General features: G+C 67.3%; 22 protein-coding genes. 6 read left to right on the top strand and 16 right to left on the bottom strand.

Annotated features, from left to right (window positions below; genetic code table 11):
• Nucleotides 1-106 precede the first annotated feature (106 nt).
• The 5 genes from GV044_RS00995 to GV044_RS00975 are packed head-to-tail and all read right to left on the bottom strand — an operon-like array spanning nt 107 to nt 5559.
• Nucleotides 107-1684: a gamma-glutamyltransferase family protein gene (locus GV044_RS00995; RefSeq protein WP_159864239.1), complete on the bottom strand. Its 1578-nt coding sequence runs from the start codon at nt 1682-1684 to the stop codon at nt 107-109.
• The gene (locus GV044_RS00990; protein ID WP_159864236.1) at nt 1684-2613 is read right to left on the bottom strand and encodes a 5'-methylthioadenosine/S-adenosylhomocysteine nucleosidase; all 930 of its coding nucleotides are present in this window, start codon (nt 2611-2613) and stop codon (nt 1684-1686) included. Before GV044_RS00990 ends, GV044_RS00995 begins: the two co-directional genes overlap by 1 nt.
• Entirely contained in the window at nt 2610-3983 is a 1374-nt protein-coding gene (locus GV044_RS00985) for an NCS2 family permease (RefSeq protein WP_159864233.1), read from the bottom strand. Before GV044_RS00985 ends, GV044_RS00990 begins: the two co-directional genes overlap by 4 nt.
• Entirely contained in the window at nt 3980-5332 is a 1353-nt protein-coding gene (locus GV044_RS00980) for an AtzE family amidohydrolase (RefSeq protein ID WP_159864230.1), read from the bottom strand. Before GV044_RS00980 ends, GV044_RS00985 begins: the two co-directional genes overlap by 4 nt.
• The gene (locus tag GV044_RS00975) at nt 5329-5559 is read right to left on the bottom strand and encodes an AtzG-like protein (RefSeq protein ID WP_159864227.1); all 231 of its coding nucleotides are present in this window, start codon (nt 5557-5559) and stop codon (nt 5329-5331) included. The genes GV044_RS00980 and GV044_RS00975 overlap by 4 nt, the downstream gene beginning before the upstream one ends.
• A gap of 154 nt (nt 5560-5713) precedes the next feature.
• Here GV044_RS00975 and GV044_RS00970 point away from each other — a divergent pair, with 154 nt between their 5' ends.
• Together GV044_RS00970 and GV044_RS00965 are read left to right on the top strand one after the other, a co-directional pair.
• Nucleotides 5714-7990 (top strand): FdhF/YdeP family oxidoreductase, encoded by a 2277-nt coding sequence (locus GV044_RS00970; RefSeq protein WP_159864224.1) that lies wholly within the window; start codon nt 5714-5716, stop codon nt 7988-7990.
• A gap of 147 nt (nt 7991-8137) precedes the next feature.
• The gene (locus GV044_RS00965) at nt 8138-9382 is read left to right on the top strand and encodes a sulfotransferase (RefSeq protein ID WP_159864221.1); all 1245 of its coding nucleotides are present in this window, start codon (nt 8138-8140) and stop codon (nt 9380-9382) included.
• Between the two features lie 38 nt (nt 9383-9420).
• Here the strand turns inward: GV044_RS00965 and GV044_RS00960 are convergent, their stop codons facing one another.
• Nucleotides 9421-10716: a cytochrome P450 gene (locus tag GV044_RS00960; RefSeq protein ID WP_159864218.1), complete on the bottom strand. Its 1296-nt coding sequence runs from the start codon at nt 10714-10716 to the stop codon at nt 9421-9423.
• Between the two features lie 170 nt (nt 10717-10886).
• On the opposite strand from GV044_RS00960, the gene GV044_RS00955 reads away from it, so the two are divergent.
• Both GV044_RS00955 and GV044_RS21995 read left to right on the top strand, forming a co-directional pair.
• Complete coding sequence (locus GV044_RS00955) at nt 10887-11186, top strand: hypothetical protein (protein ID WP_159864215.1); 300 nt, start codon at nt 10887-10889, stop codon at nt 11184-11186.
• 23 nt (nt 11187-11209) lie between these two features.
• Nucleotides 11210-11347 (top strand): hypothetical protein, encoded by a 138-nt coding sequence (locus GV044_RS21995; RefSeq protein WP_236554577.1) that lies wholly within the window; start codon nt 11210-11212, stop codon nt 11345-11347.
• Here the strand turns inward: GV044_RS21995 and GV044_RS00950 are convergent.
• Nucleotides 11344-12036, bottom strand: a complete 693-nt coding sequence (locus GV044_RS00950; RefSeq protein ID WP_201298985.1) for a fumarylacetoacetate hydrolase family protein — start codon at nt 12034-12036, stop codon at nt 11344-11346. The two genes, GV044_RS21995 and GV044_RS00950, sit on opposite strands and share 4 nt — an antisense overlap.
• 132 nt (nt 12037-12168) lie before the next feature.
• On the opposite strand from GV044_RS00950, the gene GV044_RS00945 reads away from it, so the two are divergent.
• Nucleotides 12169-12729 carry a YqgE/AlgH family protein gene (locus GV044_RS00945; RefSeq protein ID WP_159864209.1) on the top strand — a complete coding sequence of 187 codons (561 nt, stop codon included), beginning with the start codon at nt 12169-12171 and terminating at the stop codon, nt 12727-12729.
• Nucleotides 12730-12894: 165 nt separating this feature from the next.
• Here GV044_RS00945 and GV044_RS00940 read toward each other — a convergent pair whose 3' ends face one another.
• Genes GV044_RS00940 through GV044_RS00925 form a run of 4 tightly spaced genes read right to left on the bottom strand, consistent with a single transcriptional unit; the run spans nt 12895 to nt 16039 of the window.
• A complete protein-coding gene (locus GV044_RS00940; RefSeq protein WP_159864206.1) occupies nt 12895-13176 on the bottom strand; it encodes a putative quinol monooxygenase in 282 nt (93 codons plus the stop codon).
• 30 nt (nt 13177-13206) lie between these two features.
• Entirely contained in the window at nt 13207-14172 is a 966-nt protein-coding gene (locus GV044_RS00935) for a TauD/TfdA family dioxygenase (RefSeq protein WP_159864203.1), read from the bottom strand.
• A gap of 37 nt (nt 14173-14209) precedes the next feature.
• The gene (locus GV044_RS00930; RefSeq protein ID WP_159864200.1) at nt 14210-15106 is read right to left on the bottom strand and encodes an SDR family NAD(P)-dependent oxidoreductase; all 897 of its coding nucleotides are present in this window, start codon (nt 15104-15106) and stop codon (nt 14210-14212) included.
• Between the two features lie 48 nt (nt 15107-15154).
• Nucleotides 15155-16039: a TauD/TfdA family dioxygenase gene (locus GV044_RS00925; RefSeq protein WP_159864197.1), complete on the bottom strand. Its 885-nt coding sequence runs from the start codon at nt 16037-16039 to the stop codon at nt 15155-15157.
• 223 nt (nt 16040-16262) lie between these two features.
• Between GV044_RS00925 and GV044_RS00920 the strand changes: the two genes are divergently transcribed.
• Entirely contained in the window at nt 16263-16997 is a 735-nt protein-coding gene (locus GV044_RS00920) for a TetR/AcrR family transcriptional regulator (protein ID WP_159864194.1), read from the top strand.
• Here GV044_RS00920 and GV044_RS00915 read toward each other — a convergent pair.
• From GV044_RS00915 to GV044_RS00895, 5 genes are all read right to left on the bottom strand, one after another.
• Nucleotides 16987-17553 carry an NTP transferase domain-containing protein gene (locus GV044_RS00915; protein WP_159864191.1) on the bottom strand — a complete coding sequence of 189 codons (567 nt, stop codon included), beginning with the start codon at nt 17551-17553 and terminating at the stop codon, nt 16987-16989. The genes GV044_RS00920 and GV044_RS00915 overlap by 11 nt on opposite strands.
• Nucleotides 17550-18551 (bottom strand): XdhC family protein, encoded by a 1002-nt coding sequence (locus GV044_RS00910; protein WP_159864188.1) that lies wholly within the window; start codon nt 18549-18551, stop codon nt 17550-17552. Before GV044_RS00910 ends, GV044_RS00915 begins: the two co-directional genes overlap by 4 nt.
• Nucleotides 18552-18628: 77 nt before the next feature.
• The gene (locus tag GV044_RS00905) at nt 18629-19231 is read right to left on the bottom strand and encodes a TetR/AcrR family transcriptional regulator (RefSeq protein ID WP_236554575.1); all 603 of its coding nucleotides are present in this window, start codon (nt 19229-19231) and stop codon (nt 18629-18631) included.
• Nucleotides 19232-19307: 76 nt separating this feature from the next.
• Entirely contained in the window at nt 19308-20042 is a 735-nt protein-coding gene (locus tag GV044_RS00900; RefSeq protein ID WP_371741543.1) for a murein L,D-transpeptidase catalytic domain-containing protein, read from the bottom strand.
• 101 nt (nt 20043-20143) lie between these two features.
• Nucleotides 20144-21388, bottom strand: coding sequence for a polyhydroxyalkanoate depolymerase (locus GV044_RS00895; RefSeq protein ID WP_159870628.1), 1245 nt, complete (start codon nt 21386-21388; stop codon nt 20144-20146).
• Nucleotides 21389-21480 lie beyond the last annotated feature (92 nt).

The following is a 21480-nucleotide window of genomic DNA, read 5'->3' as shown; positions in this document are numbered from 1 at the left end:
GTAACCCTCTCGGTCATGCACTCCGCCAGCGGTGACACCCCTCCGTCACGCGGCTTGCGCCGCGCGCCACCTCCCCTTGCAGGGGAGGATCTGGACAGGCTTACACTCACCACCCGCTCACTCCACCGTCGCTGCGTGGGTCGGTGGCGCCTTGGAAGCCGCCGCCAGAAAGGCGTACGATGGCGCCGGCGTGGCCCATGGTTGCGGTCAGTGGGCCGACCCGCTCCACGTCGTGGCCGGCTTGCGCCAGTTGCGCGTAGAGCGCCTCGTTGAACCCGTCCTCCAGCTTGAGCGTGGTCGACTGCTCGCCCCAGGTGCGCCCCAGCAGCCAACGCGGCGCGCTGATCGCCTCCTGCAGGTCGATCCCAAAGCGGGCATAGCGGGTGAACAACGCAGCCTGCGTCTGCGGCTGACCCTCGCCGCCCATGGTGCCGTAAGCCATGACGCGCCCATCGTCGAACACCGCCAGCGCCGGATTGAGCGTGTGGAACGGCTTGCGCCCGGGCTTGAGCGCATTCCAGCCGGACTCGGCCAGGCGGAACGAGCTGCCGCGGTTCTGCCAGGTGATCCCGGTCTGCGGCAGCACCAGGCCCGAGCCGAACTCGAAGTACGTCGATTGGATCGCGGAGACGACCCGACCCTCGCTATCCGCCGCACCGAACCAGCAGGTGTCGCCCCATTGCGGCGGCTGGGGCCAGGGCAGGGCACGCACCGGATCGAGCCGGGCAGCGAGGGCGTCGAGCGCCGCGGGATCGTCGAGGAGGGCCTGGAAGTCGTAATCCGTGTGAAGCGGATCGCCGACGTGGGCATCGCGCAGGAGGAAGGCCTGCTTGGTCGCCTCGATCAAGCCGTGGACGTGCGCGAACTGGTCCGGTGCGTCCGCCACGAGACGGTCGAACAGCGCCAGGATCACCAGCGAGGCGAACCCTTGAGTTGGCGGCGTGCTGTTGTAGAGCCGGGCGCCGGCGATCGGCACGCTCAGCGGTTCGGGCCGGCTGGACGCGTGTGCGGCGAGGTCGGCGGCGACGACGGGACTTCCCAAGGCCTGCAGGTCTTGCGCAATCGCGGCGGCCAGTTCGCCCCTATAGAAGTCGTCGAGCCCATTTGCCGCCAGCCGGCGCAGGGTCGCGGCGAGCAGCGGCTGGCGCAGCACGTCGCCCTGGCGGAGCGGGCGGCCTTCCGGCTCGAACACCGCGCCGTAGCTGCCCGGTTGCGCGCGCAGTTCCGCGCTCTTCGCCGCGGCGATCGCTTCTCCGCCGGCCGTGACGGGCACGCCGGCCCCCGCATGGTGGATCGCGTCGCGCAGCAGCCGGTCGAGCGGCAGAGTGCAGCCCGGCTCTTCCAGTGCCGCCGCCCAGCCGGAAATCGTGCCTGCCACCGTGTTTGCGGCAAGCGGCCCGCGGGTCGGCACCGCGTCCATTGCGGCATAAAGCGACAGGTCTGCCGCGGCCGCCGCGCCGCCGCACCCGTGGATCGAGTGCACGTGGCCATCCGGCTCGCGGATCAACCAGAAGCCATCGCCGCCGATCCCGGTCATGTGCGGGTAGACCACCGCCAGCGCCGCCGCCACAGCCACCGTCGCCTCGATCGCGTTGCCGCCGTCGCGCAATACGGCACAGCCGGCCTCGGCGGCGAGCACGTGCGGCGCAGTGACGATGGCGTTCGTGGCGCGCACGGTCTCCATCAGTTCGGCAGCGCCTTCACGAAGGCGCGCACCACTTGCGCCGAGTTCACCGAGGCGAGCGCCATGAAGGTCTGCATCTGGTTCTCGCTCTCGTCGCCTCCGGCGAGGTCCGACAAGCTGCGGAACACCACCGCGGGCACCTGGTTCGCATAGGCGACTTGTGCCACGGCGGCGCTCTCCATGTCGAGCACGCGGGCCTTGTAGGTGGCCTGAAGGTACTCGCGGAACTCGGCATTGTCGGCGAACACGCTGGCGCTGACGCCCGTGCCGCCGACGACGATCTTGGGCTCGTGATCGAGGCAGGAGCCGCGCGGTGCGTCTGCCTGCGCCTGCTGCGCGCTGACGCAACGCTGCAGGCGCGTCGTGCCCGCCACTTGCCGGGCAAGGGCGACGAGGCCGGGATCGACGGCGATGGTGTAGCGCCGCTCGGCCGGCTCGCTGGCGTTGCCCACGCGCACGCCGCGCGGGAACATCATGCCCCAGTTCTTCGGTGCTGCGGGGTCGACCGGCTCGGGCGTCTTCCATCCCTGCGCCGTCTTGCGCGCGAAGGAGACCTCCAGGTACTGCGCCCAGTCCTGCGCGACGACCACGTCGCCGATCGTCAGGTCCGGGTCGACGCCGCCGGCGATACCGGAAAAGACGATGCGCTTCACCTTGAAACGGTCGAGCACCAGCTGCGTGTTCATCGCCGCGTTGACCATGCTGACGCCGCTTTGCATCAGCACCACCGGCTTGCCCTCCATCTTGCCAGTGAGGAAGGTCAGGCCGTTGATCTTGTAGGTCCGGGGCGTCTCAACCGCGTGCTCCAGCGCCTGCCACTCGGGGAAGAACGCGGTCATGACCACTGTGCGAGGTGTCTTGTCGAGCGGCTTGGCGAGGGCGGGCGTCGCCAACAGCGACAAGGCAAGCGTGAAGAGCAACCGCATCATGCGCCTCCCATCCAGGCGAAGCGCACCACGAACAAGGCGGCGAGCAGCAGCAGGAACCAGTCACCCTTGACCACCGTGCCGCGCACCAGCTTGAGCGCGGCATGCGCCGTGATGCCGAAGGCCAGGCCGTTGGCGATCGAGAAGGTCAGCGGGATCATCGCCACTGTGAGGAAGGCAGGGATGGCGGAGAGCGGATCCTCCCACTCGACCTCGGTCAAGGGCAGCAGCATCAGCCCGCCGACGATGATCAGCGCAGGCGCGGTGGCGGCAAGCGGGATCAGCTGGGCACAGGGCGCAACGAACATGGTCAGCAGGAACAGCACTCCGGTGACGACCGCGGTCAGCCCGGTGCGCCCGCCCGCCTGCACGCCGGCGGCGCTCTCGACATAGCTGGTGACGGTGCTGGTGCCCGCCATCGAGCCCACGATCGTGGCAGTGGCATCGGTGAACAGGATACGGTTGAGCCGTGGGATACGGCCCGCCGAGTCCATCAGCCCGGCACGCTTGGTCACGGCCACCAGCGTGCCGATGTTGTCGAACAGGTCGACGAACAGGAACACGAACAGGATCTCCAGCAAGCCCAACCCGTGACTGCCGCCAAGGCCGAACACGCCCTTGAGGTCGAGCTGCAAGGCCGTGCCCGTCAGAGCGGAGAGCGAGTAAGGCTGCGGGTCGATCTTCACCTGTCCCGCCAGCCAGCCGACGATCGCGGTGGCGACGATGCCGATCAGCATCGCCCCACGCACCTTCCAGACGCTCAGCGCGCCGATCACCACCAGGCCGAACAGCGCCAGCGCCGCGCCGGGTGCCTTGAGATCGCCCAGCGCCACGAAGGTCGCCGGATTGGCGACGACGATCTCTGCGTCCTTGAGGCCGATGAAGCCGATGAACAGCCCGATCCCGCCTGCCACCGCGGCGAAGAGATATTGCGGGATCGAAGCGACGATCAACTGGCGTACGCCGGTCGCGGTCAACACCAGGAACGCGACGCCGGAGATGAACACGCATCCCAGCGCGACTTGCCAGGGCACCCCCATCTGCTGGACGACGGTGTAGCTGAAGTAGGCGTTCAGCCCCATGCCCGGCGCCAGCGCCAACGGCGTGTTGGCGACCAGGCCCATCAAGATCGAGGCGAATGCCGCGGCAAAGCAGGTTGCCGCTGCCACCGCCGCCACCGGCATGCCGGCGCTACCCAGGATCGCCGGGTTCACCAGCACGATATAGGCCATCGTCAGGAAGGTCGTAACGCCGGCAAGCACTTCGGTGCGCACGTCGGTGCCACGGGCGCCCAGTTGGAAGTAGCGGGCGAGGGCGCCGGTCTCTGCAGCGGGTGGCGGCTCTTGCGCCTCCACCAAGGTGGTCTGTGTCACGCCATTGCCCCCTGCTGCGTAGCCTGCCCCGTGTCGCGCGGCTGCGACCATCCGATCACGCCTTGTGCCTCCAGCTGCGCGGCAAACGCAAACACGTCCGCTTCGCGATGCGCCCGGCCGATCAGCTGCAGGCCGAGCGGCAAGCGACCGGGCCGGTGCAGGGGCACGCTCAGCGCGGGCAGGCGGAGGAAGCTGATCGGTTGGGTGTGGATGCCCAGATCCGCCCGTGCGGGGGACAGCGCACCGTCGATGAGAATGCGCGGGTCCTCCACCAGCGGCGCGGCACAGGGCGTCGCCGGCGCGAGCAATACGTCGAACTCCGCAACCAGCGCTGCGATTCTGGCCTCGTAGGCGCGGCGGAAAGCCTGCGCTTCGAGGTACAGGCGCTTGGGCAGGAGTGCGCCCGCGAGCAGGCGGTCGCGCACGGCGGGATCGAAGGCCATCGCTTCGCGCGCCAGGCGCTCGCGGTGGAGTGCGCCACCTTCGTAGGCGGTGATGATGAACGCGGCGGAGCGTGCGCGCGCCACGTCGGGCAAGTCCAGCAGCGGCGCTGTCGGCGCAATCGCGTCGATGGCGGCGAGCTGGTCCGGGTCGATGTTCTGGCGGAACCGGCCACCGAGGCGAGCCACCCGGAACTCACGTCGCCGGGGCTCAACGACGCGAGCCGCCAGCACTTCCCAGACCGCGTGGAGGTCTGCGGTGCTGTTGGCGAAGGGGCTGATGTCGTCGAAGCTGGCTGCGAACGGGAAGACGCCGTCCATCGGCAAGTCCCCGTGCGTAGGCTTGAGGCCGAAGGTCCCCGTCAGACTGGCCGGCACGCGGATCGAGCCGTTGGTGTCCGAGCCGAGCGAGAAGGGGACCAGCCCCGCTGCGACCAGCGCCGCCGAACCGCCGGAAGACCCGCCTGCAAGGCGTGCGGGATCGTGCGGGTTCAGGGTGGTGCCGTGATGGGCGTTGATGGTCGCAAAGCCGTAGGCGAACGCGTCCATGTTGAGCGTCGCCACCAGCACCGCGCCGGCGGAACGCAAGCGCGCCACTGCTTCGGCATCGCGCGTCGCCGGCGGCGCACCGGCGTAGAGCGTGGAGCCGGCGGTGGTCGCCAGGCCGCGGACGTCGAACAGGTCCTTCACGCCATAGGGCACGCCTGCAAGCGGGCCGGGATCGCGCCCGGCTGCCACCATGGCGTCCACCTCTGCGGCTTCCTTCAGGGCGCGCTCGGGCAGCAGGCGGGTGACGGCGTTCAAGCCGATATCGGCACGCGCGATATCGGCGAGCGTGCGTTCGGCCAGGCTGACGGCGCTGACCGCACCGGAGCGCACCTGCGCCGCAAGATCCAGGATCGCACTCATGCGCGCAGGCGCGCCGCGTGCTCGGCCAGCAGCGCCAGGTTGGCGGAGACGCCCGCCTCGCATGCAGGCGGGATCGGCAGCCCGCGGGCCTGTGCGGCCGCGGCAATCTCTTCAGGAGTTCGGGGGACCGCGCCGCTTCGCCTGCGCCACCTCCGCACGCCGTCGATACCGACGCCGAGGCACAGCAGCAGGAGGCCGATGCTGGGGATGAGTGACGCGCGACGCATGGGTGCTTCCTCCTGCCTACCGCTACCCTATCGAGCAAACGCAATGAAACGAACAGATCGATGCAAAAATGCGAGCGCTACTGCTCCCGCAAGCCCGTGAACCTCAGTCGCTGCGACGCGTTACAGCAACGTTGCGCAACATAAGGCAGAATCCATGGCCGACGAAGACGAGACCGTTCACTACACCGGAACGGAAGGCGGCTGGGGATCGCTGCGCGGGATCGCCGAGACGGCCCTGCGTGAGCGGCCGACGCCAGGTGCGATCGACACGCTGCGGCGGCAGAACAAGGTCAAGGGCTTCATGTGCGTCTCATGCGCGTGGGGTAAGCCTGCAAAGCCCCACGTCGCCGAGTTCTGCGAGAACGGCGCCAAGGCGACGCTGTGGGAGCTGACCACGCGGCGCTGCACGCCCGAGTTCTTCGCCAAGCACACCGTCACCGAGCTGAAGGGCTGGAAGGACCACGACCTCGAGCAGACCGGCCGGCTGACGCACCCGATGCGCTACGATCCGGCCAGCGATAAATACGTACCCTGTTCCTGGGATGAGGCGTTCAATGCGATCGGCGCCGAGCTCAAGGCGATCGATCCCGGTGCCGCGGTGTTCTACTCGTCGGGGCGCGCCAGCCTGGAGACGAGCTACCTCTACGCTCTGTTCGCCAGGCTCTATGGGCACAACAACCTGCCCGACAGCTCGAACATGTGCCACGAGACGACCTCGGTCGCGCTCAAGAAGGTGATCGGCTCGCCCGTCGGCACGTGCGTGCTGAGCGACTTCGACCATTGCGACTCCATCTTCTTCTTCGGCCAGAACCCGGGTACCAACAGCCCGCGCCTGCTGCACCCGTTGCAGGAAGCGGTAAAGCGCGGCTGCCGGATCGTCACTTTCAATCCCATTCGCGAGAAGGGGCTGGAGGTGTTCAAGAACCCCCAGAGCCCCGTCGAGATGCTGACGCCCAAGGCGACGCAGATCTCCACGCTCTACCTGCAGGTGAAGGCGGGCGGCGACATCGCGGCGATCACCGGCATGATCAAGTACGTGCTCGCGGCCGAGGAGCAGGCGCTGGCGGCAGGTGGGCCGCACGTCCTCGACGTCGACTTCATCGAGCAGCACACCATTGGCTTTGCCGAGATCAAGGCCCACGCCGACGCGACCGGCTGGGACGAGATCGAGCGCGAGAGTGGCTTGCGGCGCGCCGACATCGAGGAGGCGGCGCAGATCTACGTCGAGTCCAAGAACTCGATCTGCATGTACGGCATGGGCCTGACGCAGCAGGTGCACGGCTTCCACAACCTGTCCACGCTGACCAACCTGTGGCTGCTGAAGGGCAATGTCGGGCGCGAGGGGGCAGGCATCTCGCCGGTCCGCGGGCACTCCAACGTGCAGGGCCAGCGTACCGTCGGCATCTCGGAAAAGCCCGATCTGGTACCGCTCGACAAGCTGGCCGAGCAGTTCGGCTTCGAGCCGCCGCGGGACGAAGGCATGACCACCGTGGTGGCGTGCCAGAACATCCTGTCGGGCCAGGTCAAGGCCTTCATCGGCCTGGGCGGCAACTTCGTGCGCGCCATTCCCGAACATCGGGCGATGGAGGAGGCGTGGACCCGCATGCGCCTCACCGTGCAGATCGCGACCAAGCTTAATCGCAGCCACCTGATCAACGGCCAGGTCGCCTACCTGCTGCCATGCCTCGGCCGCTCAGAAACCGATGCGCAGGCGACCGGCGAACAGGCCGTGACGATGGAGGATTCGCTCTCCTGCATCCACGGCTCGCTGGGCAAGAACACGCCAGCGTCCAAACACCTGAAGTCCGAAGTCGCGATCGTCGCCGGCATGGCCAAGGCGACGCTGCCGCCCAATGCCAAGGTGCCGTGGGACACCTGGGTCGGCGACTACGCCACGATCCGCGATGCGATCGCGGAGACCTATCCGGAGATATTCCACGACTTCAACGATCGCGTCTTCACGCCAGGCGGCTTCTACAAGGGCAATGCCGCGCGAGAGCGGGTCTGGAAGACCGAAAGCGGCAAGGCGCAGTTCACCGTGCCGACCGGGCTGCGTTCGGTCGGGTTCGAGGATGCGCCGGGTCGCTTCCGCCTGATCACCTTGCGCTCCAACGACCAGTTCAACACCACGATCTATGGCTATTCGGACCGCCTGCGCGGGATCGAGGGCACACGCGACGTGGTGCTGATGAACCCCGAAGACATCGAGGCTGCAGGGTTGGCGAAGGGTCAGGTCGTCGGCTTGGTCACCGATGCGGGCGATGGCGTGCACAGGCAGGTCGATGGTTTGGCCGTGACGCCCTTCCTGCTGCCGCGCGGCTGCATCGCGGGGTACTATCCGGAGCTCAATCCGCTGATCCCCGTGTGGTATCATGACGAGGAGTCGAAGACGCCGGCGGCGAAGGGTGTGCCGGTGCGCGTCGTGGCTTGATGCTGCCCAGCCTGAGCTTGTCGAAGGCCGCCCGCAACCTCTCGGCGGACATCCGCATCAGGCCTCACTGCGGCAACATTCGCGAGTACTCACGGGCAAAGCCGAGCTTCCGCGGCACCTTAGCAGTTGTCGCGAGTTGTCGCAGGGATGGTTATCTCCGCAGGGTGCAGCAGCGGCAACGACCGACTCGGCTTCGTGAACGAGGGGTTGGAGCGTGCCTGGCGGCGTGGCTGGTTTTCGCGACCGAGCCTGGAGCCGAACGCGCTGCTCGCGGCCGCGCGGCAGACCACCGGCTTGCACGACTTCGGCGCCGAGGATGGTTGGCGCGACCGGTTGGACCGGCTGACCGCCTCGTTGCATGACGAAGCGGCGCTGACGCCGCTGGGCACCACGATTGCCTACGGCCAGCTCGTCGCGGCTCTCGCCGGTCGATTGCGCGCGACCGCGTTGTGGCAGCGCCGCCCCGAGATCGCACAAGTGCCGCTGCGCGCGCCGATCATCGTCGTTGGCCAGATGCGGTCGGGCAGCACGCGGATGCAGCGCCTGCTCGCTTGCGACAAGCGGTTCGCCTACACGCGGTTCTTCGAAAGCTGGAACCCGCTGCCGCGCTGGAACTGGCTGCCGATCGACGATCGGCGCCTGCGCGGATGGCTGGCCTTGCGCGTGGCACACTGGCTCAATCCGCGCTTCGGCGTGATCCACCCGGTCCGACCGCATCAGGCGGACGAGGAGATCGGCCTCCATAACGTCGCGCTCTATGGCGCAGCGTTCGAAGCACAATGGTGCATCCCCAGCTTCGCTCGCTATGCCGAGGCGCTGGACAGCCGGCCGATCTACGCCGAGTTCCGCCAGCACCTGCAGACGATCAAGTGGCTGCGGCGTGACAAGGGCAACCGGCCCTGGATCCTCAAGCTGCCGCAGTTCAGCCAGGATCTCGACGCGGTGCTGCACACGTTTCCAGATGCGCGCATCGTCGTGCTCCACCGTAACGGCAAGGAGGTGGTCGGCTCCTCCGCCTCGCTTGTTCATAATCAGATGATGGTGCAATCGGACGAGGTCGACCGCCATTGGATCGGGCGCGAATGGCTGCGCAAGGTGGCGCTGCGCACCGAACGGACGGCGCACGCGCGAGATCGCCATGCGGTGGCGGGGATCGATGTCGCCTTCACCGACATGCACCAGGATTGGCGGGCCGAAATGGGCAAGGTTTACGCCATGCTCGGCACCCCGTTCACGTTGGACGTGGAGCGGCAGATGGCCAAGTTCATGGCCAGGCGCGGCCATCGCAAGCTGCAGCGGCATCGCTACGACATCGCCGACTACGGCCTGACCGAGGATCAGATCGCCGCCACGCTGCAGCCGCGCGACGCGAGTGTGCTGGCGGCTGCTTAGCGCTCCGTCCTCTCCCCGGCGGGGAGAGGATCAGCAGGTCACGCGGGCGTGAGCTTGAGGCGCAAGTTGGACAGGCCGCGAATGATGAAGCTGGGCTCGTAGTCCAGCAGGGCCTCACCGTCGGCGCCAAGGTGCTCGTCGCCCAGCGAGATGTCGCTGGTCTTCTCGAAGAAGCGCTCGAAGATCACCCGCACTTCGACGCGCGCGAGCGGTGCGCCCAGGCACGTGTGCGCACCGCGACCAAAGCCCAGATGTTCCTGGATCTTGCGACGGCCGAGCTCGAACTGGGTCGGGTTCTCCCAGCGGACCGGATCGCGGTTGGCCGCGGCAAGGCCGACGAACACGCGGTCGCCCGGCACCAGTTGGTAGTCACTGATCTTGACGGCCTTCTTGACCACCCGGAACGTCGCCTTGGTCGAGCCCTCGAGGCGCAGCGTCTCCTCCAGGAACCCGGCGATCAGCTTGGGTTCGGCGCGCAGTCGGGATTGCAGCGCCTTGTCGCGCGCGACGCGCTGCATGGCATTGCCTAGCAGCTTGGCGCTGGTATCCTGCCCGGCCGCGAACAGGAACATCGCCGACTTCACCACCTCCAGCGCATCGGGCTGGGTGCCGTCGGGGAAGTTCGCATTGGCGAGCATGCTCAGCACATCCTCGCGCGGATTGGCGCGACGTTCGGTGACGTACTGCATGAAGAACTGCGCCATGAACATCAGTGGGTGGCTCTCCCGCGCGTAGCCTTCATCGTCGAGGCTGCCCGGGGGCGGCCCGGCGTCGATGACGGCGCGGAACTTCTCGCGGTCCTGCTCCGGTACGCCAAGCAGGTCGGCGATCACCAGCGTGACATAGGGCGTGGCGATCTCGCTGATCAGCTCGCAACCGCCGCGCGCCACGGCATCGTCGACAAGCTCGCCCGCGAAAATCCACATGTACTCCTCGTTGGCGCGCAGGCGCGAGGGCACGAACAAGCGGTTGAGCAGCGAGCGGGCATTGGCATGTTGCTCGCCATCGTAGCCGACCATCAGCTCGGACATCGTGCTGGGATCGCGATGCGCGGCGATCTGGTCGGACAAGTCGTCACCCTCGGGCACGAAGGGCAGGGGCGCGACCGGCCCCAGCTGCGTCTGGAACGAGGAGAAATGCTCGGTATCGAGTAGTACGTCGACCGATTCCTGGAAGCCGGTGATGAACACCACGCCATTGGGCGCGCGATGGATCGGCCCTTCGGCGCGCATCGCCTCAAAGTAGGCGTAAGGGTCCACCAGCAGCGAGTGGTCGCTGAAGTAGTCGCGCTGGGCCAGTGGTAGGTCGGCGGGTCGTTCGGCAGTAGTTGCCATGATGGCTCTCCAGGCGTTCGTCCTTGTTTCGGACGATTGATGATACACAATGGATCATAAATCGCTGCTCATGCGTGTCAATGGTCGCTGCGGCGATGCCTGTCGGTTTGCAGCTTGCGCGCGGCTCACACGTTCCCAGATGGTCCGAACCGACAAGAGGGACCCGTGAGATGAGCCAGGACGCAGGCACGAACGATACGCCCGACGACCGCATGAGCGAGGCGACGAGCCGGATCCTCGAACTCGAGGCCGAACTCGAAGCAGCCGGCGATGCCACCACGGCGCAGGGTGCCTTGGCCGAACTCAAGGCGATCTTGCACGATTGGGTCGAGACGGTCACCGCCGTCGTGGCGACGCCCGGGGTTGGCCGCGTCGTCCTGATCCACGCCAACGGACGCGAATCGCGCATCGCCTCGCCCGACTTGCCGATGCTGCTGTCCAAGCCGGCACGGTTCGCCACCGAGACGTAGCGCGGGCGCGCGTTCGTAGTGACATGGCGCTGCCAGCCGCGCTTCAGATGATTGACACGACGCTGCACGAACATGGGCGCGAGTACCTTGCCGCCCGTAACCAGGCGCGCCGCCAACTCATCGCCGAGCGCGGCGACCCGACGCCGCATCGCCTGGGTTAGCTGGCGCCGATCTCAACCTTGATCGCCGCCAATTCTTCGATTTCACCCTCCAGAACGTCGCCGGTCACGAACGGTCCCACGCCGGCCGGTGTGCCGGTGTAGATAAGGTCGCCCGGGATCAGGTGGTATAGCGTGGAGAGATCCGCGATCAGTTCGCCGACGTTCCAGATCATGTCGGAGAGCTGCGCCTCCTGCTTCACGGCGCCGTTCTGGCGCAACGCGATCTTCTGTGCGTCGACCGCGCCGAAAGCCGACACGCGCGTGATCGGCCCAATCACGGCCCCGTTCTCGAAGTCCTTGCCGGTGTCCCACGGATAGCCCTTGGCCTTGGCAGCATTCTGCAGGTCGCGTCGGGTGAGGTCGAGCCCGCAGGCGTAGCCGAGCACCAGCGCAGGCGCCTCATCCGCCGAGACTCGAAAACCCGGCGCCCCGATCGCCACTACCAGTTCCATTTCATAGTGGCAGTTGGCGGTGCCGGGAGGGTAGGGGATCACGCCACCCGCCAGGCACACGGCGCTGGGCGCTTTCGTGAACCAGATCGGCGTCTCGCGCACCGATGTGTCGCCCATCTCGCGGGCATGTGCCTCGTAGTTGCGGCCGACGCAGAACACGCGGTGGACGGGGAACCGCGCGTCCTCGCCGAGCAGCGGGACGGCGGGCGGAGGAGGCAGGTCGAACAGCAGGCTCACGAAGCGCGGATCTCCAGATGGACCGTGTCGCCCTAGCCGCCGTGTCGCCGCGCGCCAAGACGCGCGGCCTGCTCGACCGCCCGAACTCCGCCTGCGCTTGCCGCGCGCGCCCGAGCGGCTACATTCGTACGCGTGACACAGGAACAGTACCTCTCCGGCCGCATCCTGCTGGCCATGCCCGGCATGTTCGATCCGCGGTTCGAACGCTCCGTCAACGTTATGTGCGTCCATGACGAGCACGGCGCGCTGGGCATCGGCATCGGCCACTTGCGCGAAGGCGTGCGGTTTCGCGAGCTGCTGGAGGAAGTCGGCATCGATCCTGGCGACGCGCCCGACCGCGAGGTGCATCATGGCGGACCGGTCGAGCCGGGGCGCGGCTTCGTGCTCCACTCGACCGATTGGGGCGGGCAGGACACCATCGCCGTCGAGCCGCTCTGTGCGCTGTCGGCGTCGCTGGACGTGCTGCGCGCCATCGCCGAGGGGCGTGGGCCCAAGGACTGGCTGATCGCGCTTGGCTATGCCGGCTGGGGCGGCGGACAGCTGGAGGGCGAGATGCGCCAACACGGCTGGTACGCGGCCGGCGGGCATCGTGAGGTGCTGTTCGATACACCCGCGGAAGGGCGCTGGGCGGCGACCTGGCGGGCGGAGGGGATCGACCCGTCGTTCTTGGCGAACACGACCGGACGGGCTTAGGTCCGAAGCGCCAGATCCTCCCCTGCAAGGGGAGAGGGACCGCCGCCGTAACCGGTGTTGGAGGGGTGTAACCCTCTCGTCTCGGCATTACGCCAGCGGTGACACCCCTCCGTCACGCACTGCGTGCGCGCCACCTCCCCTTGGAGGGGGGGATCAGAGGATAGACTACGCCACCGCGTCGTGCAGCTTGATCTCGATGCCTGCCACCAGCGGCATCAGCCCCGCCAGTGACGCCTGCAATGCCGCACTGCCAATGTGCCGGTCCATCGCCGCCTGATCGGCATAGGCTTCGACCACGCGATAGGTATCCGCCTCCTCGCGGCAGCGCGCCGCATGGTAGAACACGATGCCCGGATTGGCCGCGCGCACCTCGGGCATGATCCGCGCCACCGCCGCCTCGTATTCCGGGTCTTTGCCCGGGTGCAGGCGGACGGTGGCGATGACCATTATCATCAGGCGAGGATCACGCCGCAGCTGTCAGTACGTGCGCTCGAGCACCTTGTTGTCGCTCGATGCACCGCCTTCGAAGTAGCCCAGGCCGTAGTCGCCCTTGATCGTGGTGCGCTGCATGCGGCGGCCGTACTGCGGGTCGTGGCCGCTGACGGCGTGGAGCGCGCGCCAGTTGTCCCAGATCAGCATGTCCGTAGGCTTCCACTCGTGCCAGTAGCCGAGGCTCTTTGAGAGCGAGAAAACTTCCTTGCTGACTGCATCGAGCAGCGCATGGCCCTCGGGCGTTTCCTCGCCCTCGATGCCCTCGGCCATCCATGGCGAGACGTGGAGCACCTTCTCGCCGCTCGCGCGCGTCCACACCGCGGGATGAACCGAGCGCGGTACGCCAATCGCCTCGTCCATCACCGGCTTGGCGTAGGGGTTCTCGGCCAGGCACTTGTAATCGTCGGGCGCGCCGAACCGGAAGTCCTCCATGTAGACGTTCATTCGATAGAGAATGTTCTTGCCCTCGATGCGATTACGCAGCTCGGGCGAGAGCGCCTGGTACAGCTCGATACCGTCGACGAAGCCCGTGAGGCCACCTTCCGGCGGAATGTCGAGCGCGCGCAAGACGCCGGCACGGTTCAGCTCGTTGTTGTAGGCATGGTCGAAGTGCCAGGGGAGCCAGCTGACCAGTTCCTTGCCGCCGACCTGGATGCGGCCTTCCAGGTTGGGTTTGGCGGTCATGTCGATGACGCCAGGCATCGCGTCCTGGTCGACGCGCGGCACCGCCTTGCTGGGGTGATCCTTCATCGGCCCGAAGATGTTCGAGAGCGCGACATGCATGCGGCCCGAAGGCTCGACATCCTCGAACACGATCATGCCGTGACGCTCGAACAAGGCGTTCACCTGGGTTCGGATCTCAGGGTCCTGAGTCTGCTCGAACGTGATGCCGCGCAGGCGTGCGCCGAAGTTGCGGCCTTCGATCAGGGGACGGAAATCAAGATCGCTCATCGGTAATCCTCGTGCCTCATGTCAGTCTTGCAGCGTGTCAGTCCTGGAGCAACATCGCGCCGTGCGGGTTTGCGGCCGGCGTGCCGTTATCGCGATGCCACTCGTCGGCGGCGTCATAGCATGCCTCCACTACCGCCGAATAGGTGCGACGGAAGTGCTCGCGCTGGTCGGGGTGGTCGAACACGAAGGCGCGGTTGTGGCGCACCGCGTCAAGCACCATCGGCGCGATCGCCTCGGGCGTGTAGAAGGCATGGGAAGCGGCGACCGCGGCGGACTCTTCGCCGACATGCAGCGGCGCCTCGTCCGCCGGGCCACCGAAACGCGGCGGGCGGTATCGTGCGTTGTTGACCTTCATGCCCGTCGCCACCCCGCCCGGGCAATAGCTGGTGGTATGGACGTTGTGCTCGGACAGCTCCAGCGCGAGGTTCATCATCAGGCCGATAATGCCGGCCTTCGCCGCCGAGTAAGGCGCATGAACCGGGATCCACCCCGGCAGCAGCCCTGCCATGGAGGCCGTGGCACAGATGTGGCCTTCTCCGGCAGCGATCATGTCGGGCAGGAAGGCGCGCGTGGTGTTCATCACGCCGTGCAGGTTGACCTGGAGGATCCAGTCTACGTCTTCGTCGCTCATCTCCATCAGCGGGTCGAACGAGGTCGCGCCGGCATTGGCGAACAGGAGCTGGACCGGGCCGAAGGCGGCATGAACCGCGTCCTTCATGGCGGCGATCGAGGCGCGTTCGCACACGTCACACTCGACGGCGATCGCTGCGCCGCCCTCGCTGCGGATCGCGTCGGCGACCTTCTGCGCGTTGCCGATCATGATGTCCGCCACGGCGACGCGGGCACCTTCGCGAGCGAGTGCCTGCGCCAGGCCCATGCCGATGCCGCTGCCCCCGCCGGTGACGACCGCGGTGCGACCGGTGATCTCGGTCATGCGTTTCTCCTCCCTTGATATCCGCCTTGCACAGGAGGATTCCGGCTTTTAGCTCGCTTCCGCCAACTCCCGCTTAGGCGCGGTAATCGCTTCCTCGCCGTTCAGCGTGCAGCGGTGGAACTCGCGCTGGCTGCCTGGCTCGAACGGCATCGCTCGGTGCATGACGCCGGTGTTGTCCCAGATCGCCAGGTCGCCGAGGCGCCACTGGTGGCGATAGGTGTACTTGTCCTGCGTGGCGTGCACCATCAGCCGCTGCAGCAGATCGTGACTTTGCGCCGCATGCATCCCCTCGATCCACGCGCCCGAGGTGCTGAGCACCAGCGACTTGCGGCCCGACTTGTGCTGCCACACCAGCGGGTGGGACCGCTGCGGATAGCTCGACCAGACGGCGAACTCCTCGGGCGTGCAATCGCGCTTGGCGGGAAACAGCGCCGCTTGCATCGTGTGTACCACGCGCAGGCCGTCGAGCTGCCGCTGCTCGTCGGCGGGCAGATCCTCGTAGGCCGCGTAAGTGCTGGCGAACATGGTGTCGCCACCCTCGACCGAGAGGCGGAACGGTGTGAACAGCGTCGCGAACGGCGGCACTGCCTCGTACGTGCCATCCATGTGCCAGAGGTGGTTGCCGAACAGGAACCGGGCGTAGTCCGGGTTGACCTTGGGATCGAGGCTGACCTTCAGCACGCCGCCATCGCCTTCGTTCAGCAGCTTGCCGTCACTCGCCCGCTTGGCCGAGCCCAGGCGCAGATCTCCGAGCGATCGCGCGACCGTGCGTAGCTCTTCGTCGTCGAGGTGCAGATCGCGGATTACCACCGCGCCGCGTGCGACCAGAAGGGCTCTGATGTCCGTCGCCATGCTGCCGCCGAGCAGGTCGGCCTTGGTGATCTTCAGTTCCGACCCAATCCGCGGCGTGAGCCGCACTGAGCTGAGGGTCATCGGCTTCCTCCAGGCTGGAGAGAGCGGCCGTCTTAGCGGCTCATGGTGCTCTCACGATTGTTACCCTGGTCGTTTTAATAGCACCTCCATAGCTCGACGTCACTTACAATCTAGATGCCTCCACCCGCAAATCACACCTATGTCGTTTCATACTGGCGTTGCCGCAGGGGAACCGGGCTGTTAGGCTTCTTTGGGTTACCAATCGGATGGGGGTTAGGCAGCTTTGCAGGACGCAGAAGCGACAGGCGATCTATCCGTCCGGCGCCGCCCGGGCCGGCCCTCGCTGAGCAATGAGGAACTGCTGGATAAGGCCCTGGACCTGTTCCTCGAAAAAGGGTTCGACGGCACCAGCATCGATGCGATCACGGCCGCTGCCGGCATGGCGAAGCGCACCGTGTACGCGCGCTACGGGGACAAGACGCGCCTGTTCAAGGCGGCACTCTCGCGCGCGATCGACGAGTGGATGGTCCCCGTGGAGAATTTGCGCGCACTCGAGGCGGCCGACCTCGAGCAGAGCCTGGTGCGCATCGGCGATGCGCTCGTCGGCAACGTGCTTCAGCCCGCCGGCCTGCGGCTAATGCGGCTCACCAATGCCGAGTCGGTGCGCATGCCCGAGATCAGCATCGAAAACGTGCGGCTCGGCACCGAGCCGACGCTGACGTACCTCGCCGATCTGTTCACGCGTCGCATGGACCTGGAGCCGGGACAGGCGATGGAGGCCGCGCATGCGTTCCTCAACCTCATCGTTGCCGGCCCGGCCAACAGCGCCGCATGGGGCCTCGATCTCGATATGGCGGCCGTGACCCGCCAGACTCGCTTCGGCGTGCAGCTGTTCCTCCATGGCCTGTCGCAATCGCAAGCGAGTGACGGGGCGGCGGACGCCGGGTTGATCGACGAGGCGGCCAGGCTGCTGGACGATGCGCGCGAAAGGCTGGAACGGCTGCGCGCTACGAGCTGACTGCCAAGCGCTCCAGATCGTCGGGCCGATCGACGTCGGCGTGGATGCCAGCATCGTCGCAGTCTAGGAAGACCACATCGTCGCGCGACCGCAGCAGCTTGCCCGCGCCGGCGTCGCCTTGCAGGCCTGGGATATCAGCAAGGGCTCGCCGGCTCAGCACGACAGGATGCCCCGGCTTGCCGCCCTGGCGCGGCATCGCGGCGTAGCTGTCGTCCAGGATTGCGGCGAGGCTGGCGGCGAGATCGGGCGGAACCAGCGGCATGTCGCCTAGGAATACGGTCAGCGTCTCGATCTCACCGGCGGCGGTAAGGCCTGCCTTGAGTGATGCCGACAAAGCTTCGCTTGTCACCCGGACTACCGCCGTTGCCGGTGCCCCGGGCCATGTGCCGCAGTCGAGGCCTGGACGAGCGACCACGATCACGCGGTCGACCGGTGCCGCGCGTGCCGCGCGGATGGCCTGGAACAGCAGCGGCTCGCCTCGGAACGGCGCCGAGAGCTTGTCGCTGCCGAAGCGGCGAGCCGATCCCGCCGCGAGGACCAGCGCCGCGCGCGTCATGCCCGCTCGCGCGCCGGGTTGAGCGCCTGCATGACCGATGCGAGGATGCCGGTCGCGACTTCCCATGGCGCCTTGCCCAGCCCCGGAACCCCAGGTGAGAGTTGCAGCCGCGCGAGCTCTTCAGGCGTCGCTCCGGCGGCTTCGAGCGCGGCCAGGCGCGCCGCGGCCCGAGATCGCGCGCCGATCATCGCGACATAGCCGGCACCGCCCCGCAGCGCCGCAAGGCACCCGCCCAGATCGTGCTCGTCCTCATGCGTCGCGCCGACGTATGCCGTCCAGCGGTCCACTCCAAGACGCTCCAGCGCCTCGCCGACAGGCTCGCGCAAGTACTGCGCCACGGGGAAGGGCGGCGGGGCCTCCGGGCCGAGGGGGCGCACGAGAATCGTCTCGAACCTTGCATCGTGGCCGAGGCGCGCCAACGCAAGCGCGCCGGGGTCGCCGCCCGTGACGATAAGGCGGCGTGGCGGATCATAGCGGCGGCGGATGGTCAGCGGCTCGTCGCTCATGTCGAGCAGAGGTCCGTCACCTACCAGTACCTGCTGGTCACGCCCATCGCTCTGCCAGCGGCACACGGTCCGCTCGCGAGCGTGCGCGATCAGAGCCCGGGCTGGCGGACTGTCGGGCAGGATACGCTCGACCAGGACGTGCAGCGCGCCGCCGCAGCGCAGGCGAATGTCGATCCACGGACTGCCCATGCCATAGTGGAGCCGGCGCGGTTCGCCGTCTTCGAGCACCTGCCGGGCATGGCCGGCGACATCGCCCTCGATGCAATCGCCCGAGAAGTAGCCGGTCGCCGCATTGCCGACGAACAGCATCTGCGCGCCGGGACCACGCGGCGCGCTGCCACCGACTTCGAACAGTGTCGCGAGCGCGGCGGGTCGGCCCGCTGCCATGGCCTGCGCCAGCGCTGGACGAACGTCGTCGCTCCAGCCGAATGTCGGCCAATCGGCATCGGCGAGCAGCACATCGGCTTCGACTGGGTAGGCGTTTGGCAGCATCGGCAGGTATATAGGAGCGGGCGCCTGGTCACGCCACGATCGATGAAGACAAAGGCGAACCGGCGGTCCTGCGCGGACTACTGCGCCGCAGCGGCCTCACGCGGCGCTGTGTCCCCGACTAGCGGCGCGATGATCAGCCGGTGGAGGATCGTGGCGATCTGCTCGGCCGAAAGGTCGGTGCCGATCGTCAGCCACCACGCCAGACCGTCGATCATCGCGCCGGTGCCGTGCACCACGCCCAGGTCAGCCGGAAGCCACGGCTTCTGCTGCTGCGCGGCGAGCGGCAAGAGGCGCGCCTGGCGGATGAACTCATTGCGCACGATCGCTGCGGCGCCGCCGGCGAGGAGGGCCGACCACAAGGCGCGGTGCTCGGCGACGTAGCCGCACAGCGCCAGCGTGGAATCGTAGCTGTTTGCCTGGTCCAGGATCGGCAGCGTCATCGCCAGCAGACCGCCGATCTCCTCGGACGCGACATCGCCCAGCAGCGCTTCCTTGGTCTCGTAGTGGCGAAAGAAGGTCGCATAGCCGGTGCCGGCGCGCGCGCTGATCTCGCGGATGGTGAGCTGGTCGAACGGCTTCTCTTCCAGCAGCGCCAGCAGCGCCGCATTGAGGGCCTTGCGCGAGCGGACTTGCCGCGCGTCGGTGGGTTCGGCCAGCTTGGTCCCGCTCAGTGTTGCCATCATGGTCGCGTAACATCGCAGGCCGGTGCTGTCGATGCTTGGCGAGAACGCGAGTCCGCGCCCAAGTCAGACGAGTCTAGACGATGCGATCCGCGAACAGCAGGCGCCCGCCCGAAAGGTGCCACAGGGCCTCGTTGAAGTCGGCCGGGCTCATGGCGAAGCAGCCGTCGCTACGGCCGATCTTGCCCCACTTGGCGATCATGCCGGCATCGACATACCAGGCCGAGTGCATCACGATCATGCGTTCGAGCGCGGTGCGGTTGTCAGGATCAAGCCCGACCAGGCGGATCGAGGTGCCGTACTTGCCGGTGTACCACTCGCACGTCAGATACGCGCCGCGCGAGGTCGCGAGCGAGCCGTACTGGTCGGAGAAGTTCTGCAGCCAACCGGTGTGGCTGAGGTCCGAACCCTTGCCGTGCGCGAGCAGGAAAGAGCGAACGGTGCCGTTCTCCAAGTTGGCGAAGTGCAGCCGCGGCTCCCACGAAGGACGCGAGAAGTCGGCGATACCGACCAAGTCGGTGCGCCACAGCTTGCTGCCGAGCCGTTCGACCTGACGCTTGGCATTGGCCAGGATGCGGCGGTTGTACTCGGGCGTGCCGACCGGCGAGGTCGGCAGCGCGGCGGCGGGGCTGACAGGGGCCGCGCCGGGCAAGAGCCCATCGAGCGGGGCTCCAGCGGGGGCTGCAGTCGTGGGCAGGGGCGCCGGCAAGGCTTGCGCCAGACCGGGCGTAGCCCAGCCGACGGCAGCGAGCCCCGTGCCGATCGCCACCGTACCCTTCAGAACATCGCGTCTGCCTAGCATCCGATCCATGGGCATTGGTCTAGCGGATTTCGCTTAATCTAACCAGTACGGCCGGCGAGACACACCCGAGGCGGACAGGCATCTCGCGCCCAGTCGATCCGATCATGCGGTCAGGCGACGATCTTGAGCGCAGGCCTCTGGTGCTCGGCGATCCAGGCCTCGACCACCGGAGCGATGCGGTTGCGCCACTTGCTACCGTTGAAGATGCCGTAGTGGCCGACGTCCTGCGCCAGGAAATACTTCTTGCGCGCTTCCGGCAGGTTGGCGGCCAGGTGCAGCGAGGCGCGGGTCTGGCCGATGCCGGAGATGTCGTCCTTCTCGCCCTCGATCGCCAGGATCGCAGTGTCGCGAATGGCGCCGAGGTCAATTCGCTCGCCATGGTGGACGAACTCGCCCTTGGGCAGCGAGTGTTCCTGGAACACGTGCTCGATCGTCTGGAGGTAGAACTCGGCATCCATGTCGCAGACAGAGCGATACTCGTCATAGAACGCCTTGGTGGCGTCCGCGCTGTCCTCGTCCCCGCGCACCAGGTGCTGGAACATGGCCCAGTGGCTCATCAGATGGGTGTGCAGGTTCATCGACATGAAGCCGGCGAGCTGCAGGAACCCAGGATAGACCTTCCGGCCGGCGCCCGGATAGGTCATCGGCACGGTGGCGATGACGTTGTTCTCGAACCACGAGAGCGGCTGCTGCATGGCCACATCGTTGACGCTGGTCGGCGCCTCGCGCGTGTCGACCGGGCCGCCCATCATCGTCAGGGTGGCCGGACGACAGGGGTGCTCGCGCGCGGACATGACGGCCGTCGCAGCAATGGCGGGGACCGAGGGCTGGCACACCGCCAGCACGTGAGTGCCGGGGCCGATGTGCTCGAGAAAGGCGATCAGATAGTCGATGTAGTCGTCGAGATCGAAGGTGCCTTCCGCGAGCGGGACCATCTTGGCGTCGGCCCAATCGGTGATGAACACGCGTGAGGACTGCGCCATGCGCGCGACGGTGCCGCGCAGCAGGGTGGCGTAGTGGCCGCTCATCGGCGCAACGATCAGCAGGTTGGGCGCATCGGCGGGCAGCTCGTCACGTTCGAAGCGCAGCAGGTTGCCGAAGGGACGGTACGCCACGATCGATTCGGTCACGCCATAGGTCTTGCCGTCAGCCGTGACCTCCTTGATCCCGAAGGCAGGCTTGCCGCGCGGTGCCGCTGCATGTGCGAAGACGTCGAGCGCGGAGGCGAGCACCGGACCAAGGCCGAAGTAGCCGACGGGCAGCGCTGGGTTGGACAGAACTTCCGCTCCGATAGAGGCCCAGGCGGCCGCTCCGCTGAGCATGGTGCGTTGAAGTTCATATGCGTTGTAGAGCACGAAGCCGATCTCCTCGGGCCGCGACGCTTGCACGCCGCATCCGTTTCAATGCGCTCTATTTGGTGCACATCCGGTTATTGTGCAATGCGGCA

Origin of the sequence: Novosphingobium sp. 9U, from assembly GCF_902506425.1 — a bacterium.
Lineage (GTDB): Bacteria > Pseudomonadota > Alphaproteobacteria > Sphingomonadales > Sphingomonadaceae > Novosphingobium.
This window is presented reverse-complemented; position numbering and strand designations above follow the sequence as displayed.